This is a genomic window from Dactylosporangium fulvum (assembly GCF_025137375.1).
GTDB lineage: Bacteria > Actinomycetota > Actinomycetes > Mycobacteriales > Micromonosporaceae > Dactylosporangium > Dactylosporangium fulvum.
The window spans coordinates 5,695,126-5,708,618 of the sequence record NZ_CP073720.1 but is presented as its reverse complement, the minus strand read 5'-3'; the positions used below and the strand labels follow the sequence as shown (position 1 = coordinate 5,708,618).

Below are 13,493 nucleotides of genomic sequence, written 5' to 3'. Positions count from 1 at the left end.
GGCATCCACCTGTTGCGATGTTTCGTGGCGATGACGGTACTTACTCGGGTTTGTAAATGCAAGAACCGAACCTGCTGTGCAAAAAGCCGCACAGGATAGTCGCTGGCCGATGCGGTCAGGCCACGGCCACCGGGTGCGCCGCCAGGTCGGTGCGGATCATGCTGTAGACTGCCGTGTCCGCCCGATCGCCGGTGCGGGTCAACGCGGCACTGCGCAGCACGCCCTCGAACCGGAAGCCCGCCGACGCCGCCACGTGGCGGGACGCGGTGTTGGACGTGTCGGCCAGCAGGGCGATCCGCTCGAAGTGCTGGGTCGTCAGGGCCCACCGGGCCACCGCGCCCGCCGACTCCGCCGCGAATCCGTGACCCCGCGCCCACGGCGCCGTCCAGTAGTGGATCTCCGCCGTCCGCGTCACCCAGTCGGCGCCGAAGAGGGAGACATGGGCCACCAGGCGGCCGCCCGCGCGCGGGACGACCGCGAAGCCGATGCCCTTGCCGTCCAGCCGGCGCTGCTCGATGCCCGTCGTGCACCACGCGGCGGCCGCCTCCAGGTCCGCCCCGGCATACGGGTAGCCCATCGGCGCCGAGCCGATGAACCGCTGGTCCTGCCAGACGGCGTGGACGTCGGCCGCGTCGGCGGGGGTGAACGGACGCAGCACGAGCCGCTCGGTCGTCAGCACCGCGGGCGGGAACACCTCGTCATTCATGATCTGTGAACCCTAGCGCGGGCGGGTAACGTGCAGCCCGTGTCGACCCCGATCTTCGGCAGCCTGCCCACGCCGATCGAGCCCGCGCCCCGCCTGGCCGAGGCCGTCGGGCTGGAGCGGCTGTGGATCAAGCGCGACGACCTCACCGGCCTCGGCGGTGGCGGCAACAAGGTCCGCAAGCTGCAGTACTCCTGCGCGCAGGCCCTCGAGGCGGGCGCCACCCATCTCGTCACCACCGGCGCCGCCCAGAGCAACCACGCCCGCCTGACCGCCGCCGCGGCCGCCCGCCTCGGGCTCGAGGCGGTCCTCGTGCTCGGCGGCGAGGAGCCACCGGCGCCGCAGGGCAACCTGGTGCTCGACCGGCTCGCCGGTGCCCGCGTCGTCTGGTCCGGCAAGAGCACACCCCAGGAGTTGTACGGCCTGATCGCCGCCGAGGAGCGCCGTATCCGCGACGACGGGGGTGTGCCGCACGTGATCCCGTTCGGCGGCTCCAGCCCGTACAGCGCCCGGGGGTATCTCGACTGCGCCGCCGAGCTCCGCGACCAGCTGCCGGACCTCGACCGGGTCGTGGTCGCGTTCGGCTCCGGCGGGACGACGGCGGGCCTCGTCGCGGGGCTCGGCGCCGAACGGGTGATCGGCGTCGACGTCGGTGCCGTGCCGGACCCGTACCGCACGCTGCGGGAGCTGCTCGACGGCATGGGCGTCCGGACGGAGCCGCCCCACCTCGACCGCGGGCAGGTCGGGGCCGGCTACGCCCATCTGGCGCCCGGGGCCCGTGCCGCGCTGCGCCTCGCGGCGCGGACCGAGGGCCTGTTCCTCGACCCGACGTACACCGGCCGGGCGCTCGCGGGGCTGCGCGCCTGCGTCGCCGACGGCCGCATCCGCCCCGGTGACCGGACCGTGTTCCTGCACACCGGCGGCCTGCCCGGCCTCTTCGCCCACCCGGATCTGGGCGCACTGGCGTCCGGGTGAGCGGACTGCCACCTCAGCGCGGTCGGCGAGGTCCGCATGCGGTCACAGGAGTTTGTCGAGCGTCAGCGGCAGGCTCCGCACACGGCGGCCGGTGGCGTGGAAGACCGCGTTGGCGATGGCCGGCGCGACCCCGACCAGGCCGATCTCGCCGACGCCCTTGACCCCGACCGGGTTGAACCGGTCCGGCTCGCCGACGAACACGACGTCGAGGTCGGGCACGTCGGCGTTGACCGGGATCAGATAGTCGCCGAACGTGGCGTTGGCGATCCGGCCGGTCGGGTCGGTGACCGTCTCCTCCAGCAGCGCCATGCCGATGCCGCCGACCGTGCCGCCGACGATCTGGCTGCGCGCCGTCTTCCGGTTGAGGATCCGCCCGGCGTCCACCACGGACACCAGGCGGGCGACCTTGATCCGGTCGAGGTCCGGGTCGACGTGGACCTCGACGAACCGGGCGGCGAACGGCCCGGCCGGCGCGAGGCCGAGCTCCTCGGGCTTCGCCGGGACGGAGGACCCGTTCGCGGACAGTTCGGCGCGGTCGTGCCGGTCGAGGATCTCGCGGTACGACTCGCCGCGGGTCGGGTCGTCGTTGCGCTGGAGCCGGCCGTCGACGGCGGTCACGTCGGCGGCGGTCAGGCCGCGCAGCGGCGAGGCGACGTCGTCGGCGACCAGGTCCAGGAACGCCTGGATGAGGTTCCGCGAGGCGGCGTGGATCGCGCTGCCGAGCGACGCGGTCATCCCGGAGCCGCCCTGCGGCGGCGCGGACGGCAGGTCGGTGTCCCCGAGCCCCATGCGGACCTGGTCCGGCCGCAGCCCGAGCCGGTCCGCGGACAGCTGGGTCATCACCGTGTACGTGCCGGTGCCGATGTCGGTCGCGGCGCTGCGCACGAACGCGCGCCCCTCGCGGTCGATCGACGCGCGGGCGTCGCACGGTGCCTGGAACCAGAAGAAGCTCACGCCGGCCATGCCCCAGCCGACGAGCACGCCGTCGCGTCGCATCGAGCGCGGCGTCGGGTTGCGGTCCCACCAGCCGAACCGTTCGGCGCCCACCTCGTAGCACTCCCGCAGCGCCTTGCTCGACCAGGGCAGCCCCAGCTGCGGATGCTCCTCGGCGTAGTTGCGCAGCCGCAGCTCGACCGGGTCGATGCCCAGCTGGTACGCGAGTTCGTCCATGGCGCACTCGAGGGCGAAGTGGCCCTGCGCGTCGCCCGGGCCCCGCATCGAGGTCGGCACCGGGATGTTCAGCCGCCGCTGCCGGTCGATGTTGACCACGTTCGGGCAGGCGTAGCCGACGGCCGACACGGTCGTCACCGACTCGGCGATGTTGTCGTCGTCGACGGCGACCGGCTGCACGGACTCGTGCTCGATCGCCGTCAGCGTGCCGTCGTTGCGGGCGCCGATGCGGAGCCGCTGCACCGTGGCCGGACGGTGGCCGACACCGGTGAACATCTGCGGGCGGGTCAGGGTCAGCTTGACCGGCCGCCCGACCATCCGGGCCGCCATCGCGGCGAGGACGGTGTGCGGCCAGACCCGCAGGCCCGCGCCGAACCCGCCGCCGACGTACGGGGCGAGGACCCGGATCCCGGTCTCCGGGACGCAGAACGCGCCGGCGAGCGCGGCGCGCGTCGAGTCCGGCCACTGCGTCGCGTCGTGGACGGTGAGCCGGTCGCCGTCCCAGGCGGCCACGGTGCAGAACAGGCCCATCGGATTGTTCGTCTCGTCGGGGGTGACGTACTCGCCGTCGAAGATCACGTCGGCGGCGGCGAACCCGCCCATGACGTCACCCCGGTGCCGGTTGCTGCCGAACGGGTCGTCGACGGTGATCGCCCGCGGGTCGTCCAGCGACAGCACCGCGTCCGTCGGCTCGTACGCCACGTCGACCAGCCGGGCGGCCGCGGTGGCCTCCTCGACGGTGTCGGCGACGACCACCCCGACGTACTGGCCGTGGTGGACGATCGTGTGCCGCTGCAGCGGCGGTGGCGGCTGGCGCCAGATCGGCGTGTCCGGCGCCCGCTCGATCCGCGGCGCGTTGTCCGGTGTGATGACGGCGAGGACCCCCGGCGCGGCCTCGGCCCGTGACGTGTTGATGCCGACGACCCGCCCGGCCGCGATGCTGCTGCGGACCAGCGCCGCGTGCACCATGCCCGGGTACGAGACGTCGGACGGGTAGGGCGCGCTGCCGGCGGCCTTCTGCGGACCGTCGACGCGGTCTGTGCCGGCCCCGAGCACCCGGGGCCGTTCGACGGTCGTCACCAGCCTGCTCCCGTCGTCACGCGCAGCGCCCGGACCAGCGTGCGCTTGGCCAGCTCCACCTTGAACTCGGTGCCGGGCACCGTGAACGGGTGCTGCACCGCCGCCTCGGCCGCGGCCCGGAACGACGCCTCGCCGACCGGCGCGTCCCGCAGCGTCTCCTCGGCGTCCCAGGCCCGCCAGGGCACGGTGCCGACGCCGCCGAGCGCGATGCGGGCCGACCGGACGACGCCGTCCTCCACGACCGTGACCACGGCCGCCGAGGTCAGCGCGAACTCGTACGAGGCGCGGTCGCGGACCTTCAGGTAGGTCGTGCGCGCCTGCGGCGGCGGCAGCGGGATCTCGACCTCGGTGACGAGCTCACCGTGGCGCAGCACCGTCTCCCGGTCCGGGGTGGTGCCCGCCTGGTGGTAGAACTCGGTCAGCGGCACCTTGCGCGGTCCCTGGCCGGACCGCAGGTGCACGATCGAGCCGAGGGCCGTCAGCGCGACCGCCAGGTCCGAGGCGTGCAGCGCGATGCACGCCGGTGACGCGCCGAGGATCGCGTGCATGCGGGCGACACCCTCGACGGCCGCGCAGCCGCTGCCCGGGTCGCGCTTGTTGCACGCCGCCACGGCGGGATCCCGGAAGTACCGGCACCGCGTGCGCTGCAGCAGGTTGCCGCCGATCGTCGCCATGTTGCGCAGCTGTACGGACGCGCCCTGCAGCAGCGACGAGCGGACCATCGGCAGCAGGCGGGCCACGGCGGGATCGGTGGCGGTCTCCTCCATGGTCGTGGTGGCGCCGATCCGGACCGTGTCGCCGGCGGCCACGACCCCCTTGAGCGGCAGGCGGCTGATGTCCACGAGCCGCCGCGGCGCGACGACGCCGTCCTTGAGGACGAGGTCGACCTCCGTGGTGCCGCCGGCGAGGTACGCGGCCTCCGGGTCGGCGCTGACGGTGGCGATCGCGGTGTCCGCGTCGTCGGCACGGGTGTAGGTGATGGTCATCGCCCGGCGACCTCACGGATCGCGGCGACGATATTCGGGTACGCGCCGCAGCGGCACAGGTTGCCGCTCATGAACTCGCGGATGTCGTCGTCGCTGCCGGCCCGTCCCTCGTCGAGCAGCGCGATCGCCGACAGCACCTGCCCCGGTGTGCAGTACCCGCACTGGAAGGCGTCGTGCCGGATGAACGCCTCCTGCACCGGGTGGCCGCCGCCGAGCCCCTCGACGGTCAGCACCTCGCGGCCGTCGACCTGCGCGGCGAGGGTGAGGCAGGACAGCACGCGCCGCCCGTCCACGTGCACCGTGCACGCCCCGCAGGCGCCCTGGTCGCAGCCCTTTTTCGTCCCGGTCAGCCCGAGCCGGTCGCGCAGCGCGTCGAGGAGTGTCACCCCCGCGTCGACCCGCAGCTGTTCGGTCCGGCCGTTGACGGTCGTGGTCAGCGTGATCTCGTTCATGATGGAGCGTGCGCTACCCTACCGAACCGGCCCTAAACGGTCACCCCGAACCCGCGGCGGGCCAGCCGCAGCATCACCGGGCCGGGTGCGGTCAGCTCGACGAGCTTGGCGGTGCAGGCGTCCTCCAGCCGTCGTAGCACCGCCGCGTATGCCTGTGGCCCCTCCCGGCGGGCCCGGTCGAGCACCGTCGCGTTGCGCCACACCTTCGCCCGGGACTCGCGCAGCACCCGGCGGGTCGCGGCCCGGTTCGCCGGTCCCATGAGCCGGTCGATCGGCCCCACCCGGGACACCGCCCGCATCCGGGAGTCCTCGGCGCCGACCCGGGCGAGCAGCACCGTGTCGACGTGCGTGTGGTCGGCCTCGCGCGCCCGCAGCACCGCCGGGTCGTCGAACCCCGCCGGGTCGATCACCGTGACGAGCGACTGCGGCAGGTCGTAGTTGATGTGGGCGTTCATGCCGAGCAGCACGTGCCGCAGCGGCGGCAGCTCCGGCCGGTCCCGTGCGGTGTCGAAGGCGACCCGCCACGGACCGGGCACGGCTCCCGTGCCGCTCAGCTCGGCGTCGAGGACGTCGAGGTACAGTTCGGCGAACACGACGTCCCACCGGGACAGCCACTCCGCGTCGCGGAACCCGCCCCGGTCGATCTCCTCGGCGACGGCGCGGGTGGTCCGCAGATACGTCTGGTGGAAGAATCGGCGTGCGTCGCCGGCGTCGAGCCGCTCCAGCCCGGCCTCCATGCGCCGGACGATCCCCGCGATGGCCGCGTCCACCCGGCCGATGCTAATCCTCTTTCATCCTCCGTAGGGGTGGTGTTTCGTCATGCGCAGATTTGTGCTCACGGGTGCGCCCGGGGCCGGCAAGACCACGATCGTGGCCGCGCTGCGGGCCCGCGGCGTGTGCACCGTGGCCGAGGCGGCGACCGACGTGATCGCGCGGCGGCAGGCCGCCGGGGTCGCCGAGCCGTGGACCGAGGCCGGTTTCCTCGACCGGATCGCCGCGCTCCAGCGCCGCCGGCAGCTCACCGCCGTCGCGCCCGTGCAGGTCTTCGACCGTTCGCCGGTCTGCACGCTCGCCCTGGCCGTCTACAGTGGACAACAGCCGACCGCCCGGCTGCACGCCGAGCTCGAGCGGACCGCCGGCCTCTACGACCGGCGGGTGCTCCTCGTCCGCCCGCTCGGTTTTGTCACCCCGACCCCGGCCCGCCGCATCTCCTACACCGAGTCGCTGCGCTTCGAGCGCATCCACGAGGAGGTGTACCGCGAGCAGGGCTACGAGCTGGTCGAGGTCCCACCCGCGCCGGTCGACGAGCGCGTCGCCCTCGTCGCCGGGCACCTGGCCGCCTGGACGTCGACCCGGGTCGTGTAGTCCGCGCTTGCACCCTCCCTTCAGGATGCATCCATGACGTTCGCCACCTTTCATAGACGCTCGTAAGCGCGCATACTCTGGCATACGCTCCTCGTGGAAGCGCCGGATGCTCGCGGCGATCGCCGCCACGGTCGTCGCGCCGGCCGGCTCGTCCTCGGCGGCGCATCCGCCCGTGCCGTCACGTCCGGCAACCCGGTCGCGGTGTGCGACTGGCCCGTCGGCCACGCCGCGACCAGGGCTCACCGCTCATGCGGGGCCAGCCCTACAACGGCACGGCGGCCCGGAAGGTCAGGCTCACAGGTCGAGCTTGAAGCCGACGTGGCTGGCCTTGAAGCCCAGGCGTTCGTAGAACCGGTGGGCGTCCGCGCGGCTCGCGTCCGACGTCAGCTGTACCAGGTGTGCGCCGCGGCGGCGGGACTCCGCGACCGCCCACTCGATCAGGTCCGAGCCCAGGCCGGAACCGCGGGCCGCGGCGGACACCCGCACCGCCTCGATCTGGGCCCGTGTCGCGCCCTGCCTCGCCAGGCCGGGGATGAACGTCAGCTGCAGGGTGCCGATCACCTCGCCGGCCCGGTCGGCGACCACCAGCAGCTGCGCCGGATCGGCGTCCAGGGCGTCGAACGCCGACTCGTACGGACCCGGGTCGTCGAGCCGTTCACGCCGTGCGCCCAGCGGGTCGTCGGCCAGCATCACCACGATCGCCGGGACGTCCTCCCGGCGGGCCCGCCTGATCTCCACCATCGCCGACGATCGTAACCGGCGCCCGAAGGCCCGGGATCAGGGCCAGCGACACCAGGATCGAAGCCACCGCCAGCACGGCCATCGCCCGGCCGGGCGCCAGGAACTGCGCGACGGTGCCGGCGAGGGTCGCGCACACCGCCTGCATCGTCAGCATGCCCGAGGTGTGCAGGCCGAGCGCCTGGCCGCGCAGGTCGTCGGGGGTCAGCGCGACGAGCCGGTCCTGGAGCAGCAGGCTGCCGCAGTAGCCGACCGACGCCACCACCACGAGCCCGACCGCCACCGGTACGGCCGGTTCGAGGACGAACAGCAGGTACGGCGCGGCGAGCAGCACCTGCACCGGCGTGGTCAGCGGGCGCCGCCAGCGCGCCGGCAGGAACCGTCCGCCGAGCGTGTCACCGGCCAGCATGCCCAGCGCCGCGGCGACGAACAGGACGCTCGCCGACGCGGGGGAGTACGGGATGAACAGCGCCTCGCAGCCCACGATCAGCCCGTTGGGCAGCCACAGCCCGATGAACACGGCCCGGCGGGCCGGCGACGACCACAGCCGCCGGTTGCCCCGCCACGTCTCGCGGACCGAGGGCCGGACGGCGGCGCGCGGCGGGCGCGCGGTCAGGCCGAACCGGGCGACGAGGGCCGCGACCAGGCTCAGGCCGGCACCGGCGAGCAGCGTGCCCCGGGCCGTGATCGCGGCGATGAGGACGCCGCCGATGGCGAAGCCGCAGATCTGCATCGCACCGACGGACATGTTCAGCAGCGACCGGCCGAGCAGATAGCCGCCGGTGGGCACGATCTCGGCGAGCAGCCCGTACCGCACGCCGCCGCCGACCGAGCCGACCAGGCCCTGGGCGAGCACGACCGCGAACACCGCCGCCACCGGCAGGCCCGGCAGCGCCAGGCACGCCGTGGTCAGGCCGGTGAACAGCGCCAGACCGGCGAGCGCGCTGCGGGGCCGCAGCCGGTCCGCCGCGGACAACACGGTGGCGGCGCCGACGACCTGTGCGAACGACGCGCCGAACAGGCTCAGCGCCGACAGCAGCGGGGAGCCGGTGGCGGCGTAGACCAGGGTGCCGAGCGCGATACCGCTGACCGTCGTCGCCGCCATCTGCGCCGAGACGGTCGCGAACAGGGCGGAGAACTCCGGCAGGGCGAACAGTTCCCGGTACGTGCGCATGATCGGCAGTCTGTGGGCGGCCCGGGCACCGCCAGTACACTTTCGTGCTGGAACGAAACATCGGGGGCGGGTCGACGGTGGGGCTGTGGCGGATCAGCACCGACGCCCTGGCCGGCAGCCGGTTCGTCGTCTCGCCGATGGCCGAGACGGTCGCCGGTCTGGCGGCCTTCGGCGGGCAGCACCCGACCTCGGCGAGCCAGCGCGAATGGCTGGCCACGCACCTGCCGCCGTTCCGGGACCGCTGGGGTGCCGACCCGTTCGCCCTGCCGTTCCTGCACACCGCGATCCGGCCGCGCTGGATCGCCGACTTCCTGGTCAAGCCGCCGCGGACGGCCGCACCGACGTTCGCTGAGGAGCTGCGTGCCCTCGCGGACACCGCCGACGCCGAGGCCCGCGCGCAGATCGCCGAGGACCTCGACCGGCCGATGCCGCCGGTGCTCCTCGAGCCCGGGCTCGTCGGCCGAGCCGTCGAGCTCGTCGACTGGGTCTGGCGGCACACCGTCGAGCCCGACTGGCCCCGGCGCCGCCGCGTGTTCGAGGCCGACATCGTGGCCCGCACCGAGCGGCTCAGCGGCGGCGGCTGGGCGGCGGTCCTCGACGGCATGCGGCCCGGCATGCGCTGGCTCGGCGACGGCCGGCTGCAGATCAACACGTACGACTACCCGCCGCGCGACATCACCGGCAGCCGCCTGCTGTTCCTGCCGACCACCGGGCCGCGCGGCTGGGTCGCGTGGGAGGAACCGGGGGACGTGCACGCCATCGTCTACCCGTGCACCGGGTGGCTCGCCGACCCCGGTGCCCGCCGTCCGCCCGCCGCGCTGGCGCGGCTCATCGGTCCGGTGCGGGCCGAGGTCCTCACCCTCCTCGCCGCGCCGAAAAGCACCACGCAGCTCGTCGCGCTCACCGGTCACGGCCTGGGCTCGGTCGGCGGGCACCTGCGGGTGCTGCTCGACGCGGGACTGGTCCGGCGGCGCCGGTCCGGCCGCTCGGTGCTGTACTACCGGACGCCGCTGGGCGAGGCGCTGGCCGCGCCGCGGTAGGCCGGGACGGGTCCGCGTGATCTGTCGCTGTTCACCTTGGGCTGGCAAGGTGAGCGCATGGCGCACCGGACCGATCTCGGCGCCGGCATCTCGCCACCGGGCCGGACCTCCCGCCGCGTTACGCCCAGGCGCCGTCGGCCTGGCGGTGGACGCGCATCAGCAGCGCGCCGTCGACCGGATCGGCGGAGACCTCCCAGCGCCGCCACCACTCCTCGTCGGGCAGCTCGCCGACCGCGCGGACGAAGTCGTGCAGCAGGTCCACGGCCGGCGGCGACGCCACCAGGCCCGACGCCTCGACGATCCGCTCCAGCTCCTGCCGGCGCGCCCGCATCACCGTGCCGACCAGATCCCGGCCGGCCGGGGTGAGCGCCAGCCAGATCGAGCGGCGGTCGTGGTCGCGGTGGAACCGGTGGACGAGCGACTTGCGGACGAGCCGGTCGCACATCCGCGTCAGGGTCGACGGCGCCACCTGCAGCTCGCGGGCCATGGCCGCGCTGCGCCGCGGTCCGTGGCCCGCGAGCAGGACCAGGGCACGATACTGCGATAGCGTCACGTCGGCGTCGAGCGCGGCGAGACTGCGCGCGACGAGGGCCACCATCGCCCGGCTGGCCGCGAGGAGCGCCCGCACCACATGGTCATCGGGGGGCCCGGTGTTTGCCACGGCGCAATCGTTGCACGACCGGGCGGCGGGCGCGGTCCCGACGGGGCATTATGGTACTCCGCAAATCTTGCACAGCAGCAACGAAACACCGACGGGAGGACCGGATGCCCGGCGCGGACAAACCGCTCGAGCTGGCGCACATCCTGCTGGTCGAGGACGACGCCGGTGACGTCGCCTTCACCCTCGACGAGTTCCGCGCGCACCGCCTCCGCAACCCGGTGACCGTCATCGGTGACGGCCTGGAGGCGATCGACTTCCTCGAGCGGCGCGGCGCCCACCCGGACGCGCCGACGCCCGACATCCTGCTGCTCGACCTCAACCTGCCCGGCGTCGACGGCCGGGTCGTGCTCGACCGGGTGCTCGGCAACCCGCGCCTGGTCGACCTCACGGTCGTGGTGCTGACCGGCTCGCCGCTGGAGGAGCAGCTGCTGCGCGACTTCGGGGTGCCCTCCGAGTTCTACTTCCGCAAGCCCGTCGACTTCGCTCAGATCGCGGCGCTGATCCGGGGCATCGACCAGTTCAGCATCGTGGTGGACCGGCAGTCCCCGGCTACCTGACCGCCATGAGCGTCACGTAGTCGGCGGAGGTCAGCGGATCGGAGGTCAGCGAGCCGTCGGCCCGGGGCACCTCCAGCGGCTGCCCGTCCTGCACGAACCGGACCCGGTCGACGTCGTCGCGGGCGGCCAGGGTGCACACGACCTGCCCGTACGCGAGGACCTCGTCGTTGCGGATGGTCGTGCCGCCGACGGTGACGACCGCGGTGCCGGACTCCAGCTGGGCGCCCAGGATGAAGTCGGTCCCGGCCAGCGCGCTGCCGTAGCCGCCGTCCTGCTCCCGCTCGGTCGGGCCGGCCAGCAGGTCGGCCAGCTGCCGCTCCAGGGTGGGCGGCCGGTCCACGCGTCGCTCGACGCCGACGAGCTGGTTGCCCCGCACGAGGTACAGCTTCTCGACCGCCGCGCCCGGCGGCAGGCTCGTGTCCGCGGTCGGCGTGTCCGGGTTCGCGACGTGGACCGACGGCTCCAGCGGGCGGGGCCCGCTCTCGGTGGGCACGCCGCAGCCGGAGAGCAGCATGCCGGTCAGCAGCATGCCGGCCACGGTCGCCGCGAGCGCGCGTCTCACCGCACGCCCGGCAGCTCGACCCGGAACCGTGCGCCGCCGCCCGGGCGGTCGAGCGCGGTCACCCGCCCGCCGTGGACGCCGACGTGCTGCGCGACGAGCGACAGCCCGAGGCCGGTCCCGTCGTCGCCGCCGCGGGCGCCGGCGGAGCGGCCCCGCACGAAGCGGTCGAAGATGACGGTCCGGTCGGCGGGGTTCACCCCGGGTCCCTCGTCGTCGACCTCGATCACCCCGGTGCCCTCCTCGGCCACGATCCGCACCGCCGTCGGCCCGCCGCCGTGCGTGACCGCATTGTCCAGAAGATTGACCAGCACCTGTTCTATCCTGCGCCGGTCGACCGCCCACCGCTGCCCCTCGCCGCACTGCACGATCTCCGGCGGCAGCCCGCGCAGCTCCACCACCCGGTGGGCCAGGTCGGCCATGTCGACCGGGGCGCGGGTGACCGGCAGGTCGCCGCGGGAGAGCTCCAGCAGGTCGTCGACGAGGGACTGAAACCGGCCGATCTCGTCCACGACCAGGCCCGCCGCCGTCGCGGTGCGCTCGTCGAGCTGGTCGCGGCGGCGGTGCAGGACGCTCGCCGACGCGGCCAGGGTCTGCAGCGGCGAGCGCAGCTCGTGGCTCACGTCGGCGGCGAAACGGCGGTCCCGCTCGATGCGCCGGGACAGCTGCTCGACCATCGCGTTGAACGACGTGGTGAGCCGCTGCAGGTCGGGGTCGGTCGCCGGGTCGAGCCGGGCGGCGAGGTCGCCGGCGGTGATGCCCTCGGCGGCGTCGGCGACCGAGCGGAGGGGGCGCAGCACGTATCGCGTCGCATACCAGCCCAGGCCCGCGCCCGCGGCGGCGACGACCGCTGCCACCAGGGTCAGCACCCAGCCGAGGACCCGCAGCGTCTGGTCCAGCTCACGCAGGTAGTCGATCTCGTACAGGGCGGTCGTCGGCGACAGCGAGATGCCCACGACGACGGCCGGCTCGCCGTCGATGCGGACCAGCTGGATGCCCTGGCCGCCGCTCTCCACCATGCGCTGCAGGCCGTCGGGGACGGCGTCGACGGCGCGGGGGTCGGCGCCGCGCGCGTACCAGTTGCCGTCGCGGTGCAGCAGCGCGCGCCGGTTGCCGCCGGTGTCGAGCGAGCGCAGGATCGCGACGATGTCGGGGCGGTCGACGGTCAGCCCGGCGGAGATGACCCGCGCGTCGAACGTGGCGGCACGGATGGTGGACCGCTGCCGCCCGTCGAGCAGCGAGCTGCGGGTCACCTGGTAGGAGATCAGTGCCATCGAGGCGGACAGCGCGAGCGCCCCGGCGGCGAAGCCGGCGATCACCCGGGTGCGGAGGCCGGCGAGCTTCATCGCTGGAGTTTGTATCCCATGCCGCGCACCGTCACGAGATACCGCGGCGACCGCGAGTCGGCCTCGATCTTCTGCCGCAACCGTCCGACGTGGACGTCGACGAGCCGCTCGTCGCCGATCTCGTACTCCCACACGCGCTGCAGCAGCTGCTGCCGGCTCAGCACCAGCCCGGGATGCTCCGCCAGCTCGCACAGCAGGCGGAACTCGGTGCGGGTCAGCGCGACCGGCGCGCCGTGCAGCCGCACCTCGCCGGCCTCCGGCAGGATCTCCAGGTCGCCGAAGACCAATGTGGACACCGGTGACAGCAGCGTGCGCCCGCGCCGCCGCAGCGCCCGCAACCGCGCCGAGAGCTCCTTCACCGCGACGGGTTTGACGAGGTAGTCGTCGGCGCCGGCCTCGAGCGCCGCGACGATGTCGTGGGTGTCGTCACGGGCCGAGACGACGACGATCGGCACGTCGTCCTCGCGGCGCAGCTGCCGGATGCACTCGAACCCGTCGACGCCGGGCAGCATCAGGTCGACCAGCACCGTGTCGGCGGGCTCCTCGCGCTGCGCGAAGAGGCCCTCCTCGGCGCTCGCGGCGCCGCGCACGGTGTAGCCCTCGTCCTCCAGCGCCAGGACCAGCGACAGGCGGATCCGGTCGTCGTCCTCGATCACGAGTACCCCGGTCATATCCGCATCATGCCGT

The 13,493-nt window shown here is 74.0% G+C and carries 15 protein-coding genes; 4 read left to right on the top strand and 11 right to left on the bottom strand.

Features of this window, described 5'->3' with window-relative positions; translation table 11 throughout:
• Positions 1 to 115 precede the first annotated feature (115 nt).
• Entirely contained in the window at positions 116 to 706 is a 591-nt protein-coding gene (locus Dfulv_RS26835) for a GNAT family N-acetyltransferase (RefSeq protein ID WP_259856173.1), read from the bottom strand.
• A 39-nt stretch (positions 707 to 745) separates the two neighbouring features.
• Between Dfulv_RS26835 and Dfulv_RS26830 the strand changes: the two genes are divergently transcribed.
• Entirely contained in the window at positions 746 to 1,678 is a 933-nt protein-coding gene (locus tag Dfulv_RS26830) for a pyridoxal-phosphate dependent enzyme (protein ID WP_259856171.1), read from the top strand.
• Between the two features lie 42 nt (positions 1,679 to 1,720).
• Here the strand turns inward: Dfulv_RS26830 and Dfulv_RS26825 are convergent, their stop codons facing one another.
• The 4 genes from Dfulv_RS26825 to Dfulv_RS26810 are packed head-to-tail and all read right to left on the bottom strand — an operon-like array spanning position 1,721 to position 6,136.
• Complete coding sequence (locus Dfulv_RS26825) at positions 1,721 to 3,928, bottom strand: xanthine dehydrogenase family protein molybdopterin-binding subunit (protein ID WP_259856170.1); 2,208 nt, start codon at positions 3,926 to 3,928, stop codon at positions 1,721 to 1,723.
• Positions 3,925 to 4,914 carry an FAD binding domain-containing protein gene (locus Dfulv_RS26820; protein ID WP_259856169.1) on the bottom strand — a complete coding sequence of 330 codons (990 nt, stop codon included), beginning with the start codon at positions 4,912 to 4,914 and terminating at the stop codon, positions 3,925 to 3,927. The genes Dfulv_RS26825 and Dfulv_RS26820 overlap by 4 nt, the downstream gene beginning before the upstream one ends.
• Positions 4,911 to 5,366 carry a (2Fe-2S)-binding protein gene (locus Dfulv_RS26815; protein ID WP_259856168.1) on the bottom strand — a complete coding sequence of 152 codons (456 nt, stop codon included), beginning with the start codon at positions 5,364 to 5,366 and terminating at the stop codon, positions 4,911 to 4,913. Before Dfulv_RS26815 ends, Dfulv_RS26820 begins: the two co-directional genes overlap by 4 nt.
• A gap of 32 nt (positions 5,367 to 5,398) precedes the next feature.
• The gene (locus tag Dfulv_RS26810; RefSeq protein WP_259856167.1) at positions 5,399 to 6,136 is read right to left on the bottom strand and encodes a DUF5995 family protein; all 738 of its coding nucleotides are present in this window, start codon (positions 6,134 to 6,136) and stop codon (positions 5,399 to 5,401) included.
• A gap of 49 nt (positions 6,137 to 6,185) precedes the next feature.
• On the opposite strand from Dfulv_RS26810, the gene Dfulv_RS26805 reads away from it, so the two are divergent.
• Positions 6,186 to 6,731, top strand: a complete 546-nt coding sequence (locus tag Dfulv_RS26805) for an AAA family ATPase (protein ID WP_259856166.1) — start codon at positions 6,186 to 6,188, stop codon at positions 6,729 to 6,731.
• A 294-nt stretch (positions 6,732 to 7,025) separates the two neighbouring features.
• Here the strand turns inward: Dfulv_RS26805 and Dfulv_RS26800 are convergent, their stop codons facing one another.
• Both Dfulv_RS26800 and Dfulv_RS26795 read right to left on the bottom strand, forming a co-directional pair.
• Positions 7,026 to 7,472 carry a GNAT family N-acetyltransferase gene (locus tag Dfulv_RS26800; RefSeq protein ID WP_259856165.1) on the bottom strand — a complete coding sequence of 149 codons (447 nt, stop codon included), beginning with the start codon at positions 7,470 to 7,472 and terminating at the stop codon, positions 7,026 to 7,028.
• The gene (locus tag Dfulv_RS26795) at positions 7,387 to 8,643 is read right to left on the bottom strand and encodes an MFS transporter (protein WP_259856164.1); all 1,257 of its coding nucleotides are present in this window, start codon (positions 8,641 to 8,643) and stop codon (positions 7,387 to 7,389) included. The genes Dfulv_RS26800 and Dfulv_RS26795 overlap by 86 nt, the downstream gene beginning before the upstream one ends.
• Before the next feature lie 44 nt (positions 8,644 to 8,687).
• Here Dfulv_RS26795 and Dfulv_RS26790 point away from each other — a divergent pair, with 44 nt between their 5' ends.
• Positions 8,688 to 9,683, top strand: a complete 996-nt coding sequence (locus tag Dfulv_RS26790; protein WP_259856162.1) for a helix-turn-helix domain-containing protein — start codon at positions 8,688 to 8,690, stop codon at positions 9,681 to 9,683.
• Between the two features lie 118 nt (positions 9,684 to 9,801).
• Here Dfulv_RS26790 and Dfulv_RS26785 read toward each other — a convergent pair whose 3' ends face one another.
• Positions 9,802 to 10,344: a MarR family winged helix-turn-helix transcriptional regulator gene (locus Dfulv_RS26785; protein ID WP_406567837.1), complete on the bottom strand. Its 543-nt coding sequence runs from the start codon at positions 10,342 to 10,344 to the stop codon at positions 9,802 to 9,804.
• A gap of 104 nt (positions 10,345 to 10,448) precedes the next feature.
• On the opposite strand from Dfulv_RS26785, the gene Dfulv_RS26780 reads away from it, so the two are divergent.
• Positions 10,449 to 10,901, top strand: a complete 453-nt coding sequence (locus Dfulv_RS26780; RefSeq protein WP_259856160.1) for a response regulator — start codon at positions 10,449 to 10,451, stop codon at positions 10,899 to 10,901.
• Here Dfulv_RS26780 and Dfulv_RS26775 read toward each other — a convergent pair.
• Genes Dfulv_RS26775 through Dfulv_RS26765 form a run of 3 tightly spaced genes read right to left on the bottom strand, consistent with a single transcriptional unit; the run spans position 10,894 to position 13,477 of the window.
• Positions 10,894 to 11,463, bottom strand: a complete 570-nt coding sequence (locus Dfulv_RS26775; protein WP_259856159.1) for a GerMN domain-containing protein — start codon at positions 11,461 to 11,463, stop codon at positions 10,894 to 10,896. The genes Dfulv_RS26780 and Dfulv_RS26775 overlap by 8 nt on opposite strands.
• Positions 11,460 to 12,806, bottom strand: coding sequence for a HAMP domain-containing sensor histidine kinase (locus tag Dfulv_RS26770; RefSeq protein WP_259856158.1), 1,347 nt, complete (start codon positions 12,804 to 12,806; stop codon positions 11,460 to 11,462). Before Dfulv_RS26770 ends, Dfulv_RS26775 begins: the two co-directional genes overlap by 4 nt.
• Complete coding sequence (locus tag Dfulv_RS26765; protein WP_259856157.1) at positions 12,803 to 13,477, bottom strand: response regulator transcription factor; 675 nt, start codon at positions 13,475 to 13,477, stop codon at positions 12,803 to 12,805. The genes Dfulv_RS26770 and Dfulv_RS26765 overlap by 4 nt, the downstream gene beginning before the upstream one ends.
• Between the last annotated feature and the right edge of the window lie 16 nt (positions 13,478 to 13,493).

What these genes read in the sequence shown, in the direction of transcription:
- Dfulv_RS26835 (WP_259856173.1), bottom strand. Translation starts at nt 706, where the DNA reads ATGAATGACGAGGTGTTCCCGCCCGCGGTGCTGACGACCGAGCGGCTC.
- Dfulv_RS26820 (WP_259856169.1), bottom strand. Translation starts at nt 4,914, where the DNA reads ATGACCATCACCTACACCCGTGCCGACGACGCGGACACCGCGATCGCC.
- Dfulv_RS26815 (WP_259856168.1), bottom strand. Translation starts at nt 5,366, where the DNA reads ATGAACGAGATCACGCTGACCACGACCGTCAACGGCCGGACCGAACAG.
- Dfulv_RS26805 (WP_259856166.1), top strand. Translation starts at nt 6,186, where the DNA reads ATGCGCAGATTTGTGCTCACGGGTGCGCCCGGGGCCGGCAAGACCACG.
- Dfulv_RS26800 (WP_259856165.1), bottom strand. Translation starts at nt 7,472, where the DNA reads ATGGTGGAGATCAGGCGGGCCCGCCGGGAGGACGTCCCGGCGATCGTG.
- Dfulv_RS26795 (WP_259856164.1), bottom strand. Translation starts at nt 8,643, where the DNA reads ATGCGCACGTACCGGGAACTGTTCGCCCTGCCGGAGTTCTCCGCCCTG.
- Dfulv_RS26780 (WP_259856160.1), top strand. Translation starts at nt 10,449, where the DNA reads ATGCCCGGCGCGGACAAACCGCTCGAGCTGGCGCACATCCTGCTGGTC.
- Dfulv_RS26770 (WP_259856158.1), bottom strand. Translation starts at nt 12,806, where the DNA reads ATGAAGCTCGCCGGCCTCCGCACCCGGGTGATCGCCGGCTTCGCCGCC.
- Dfulv_RS26765 (WP_259856157.1), bottom strand. Translation starts at nt 13,477, where the DNA reads ATGACCGGGGTACTCGTGATCGAGGACGACGACCGGATCCGCCTGTCG.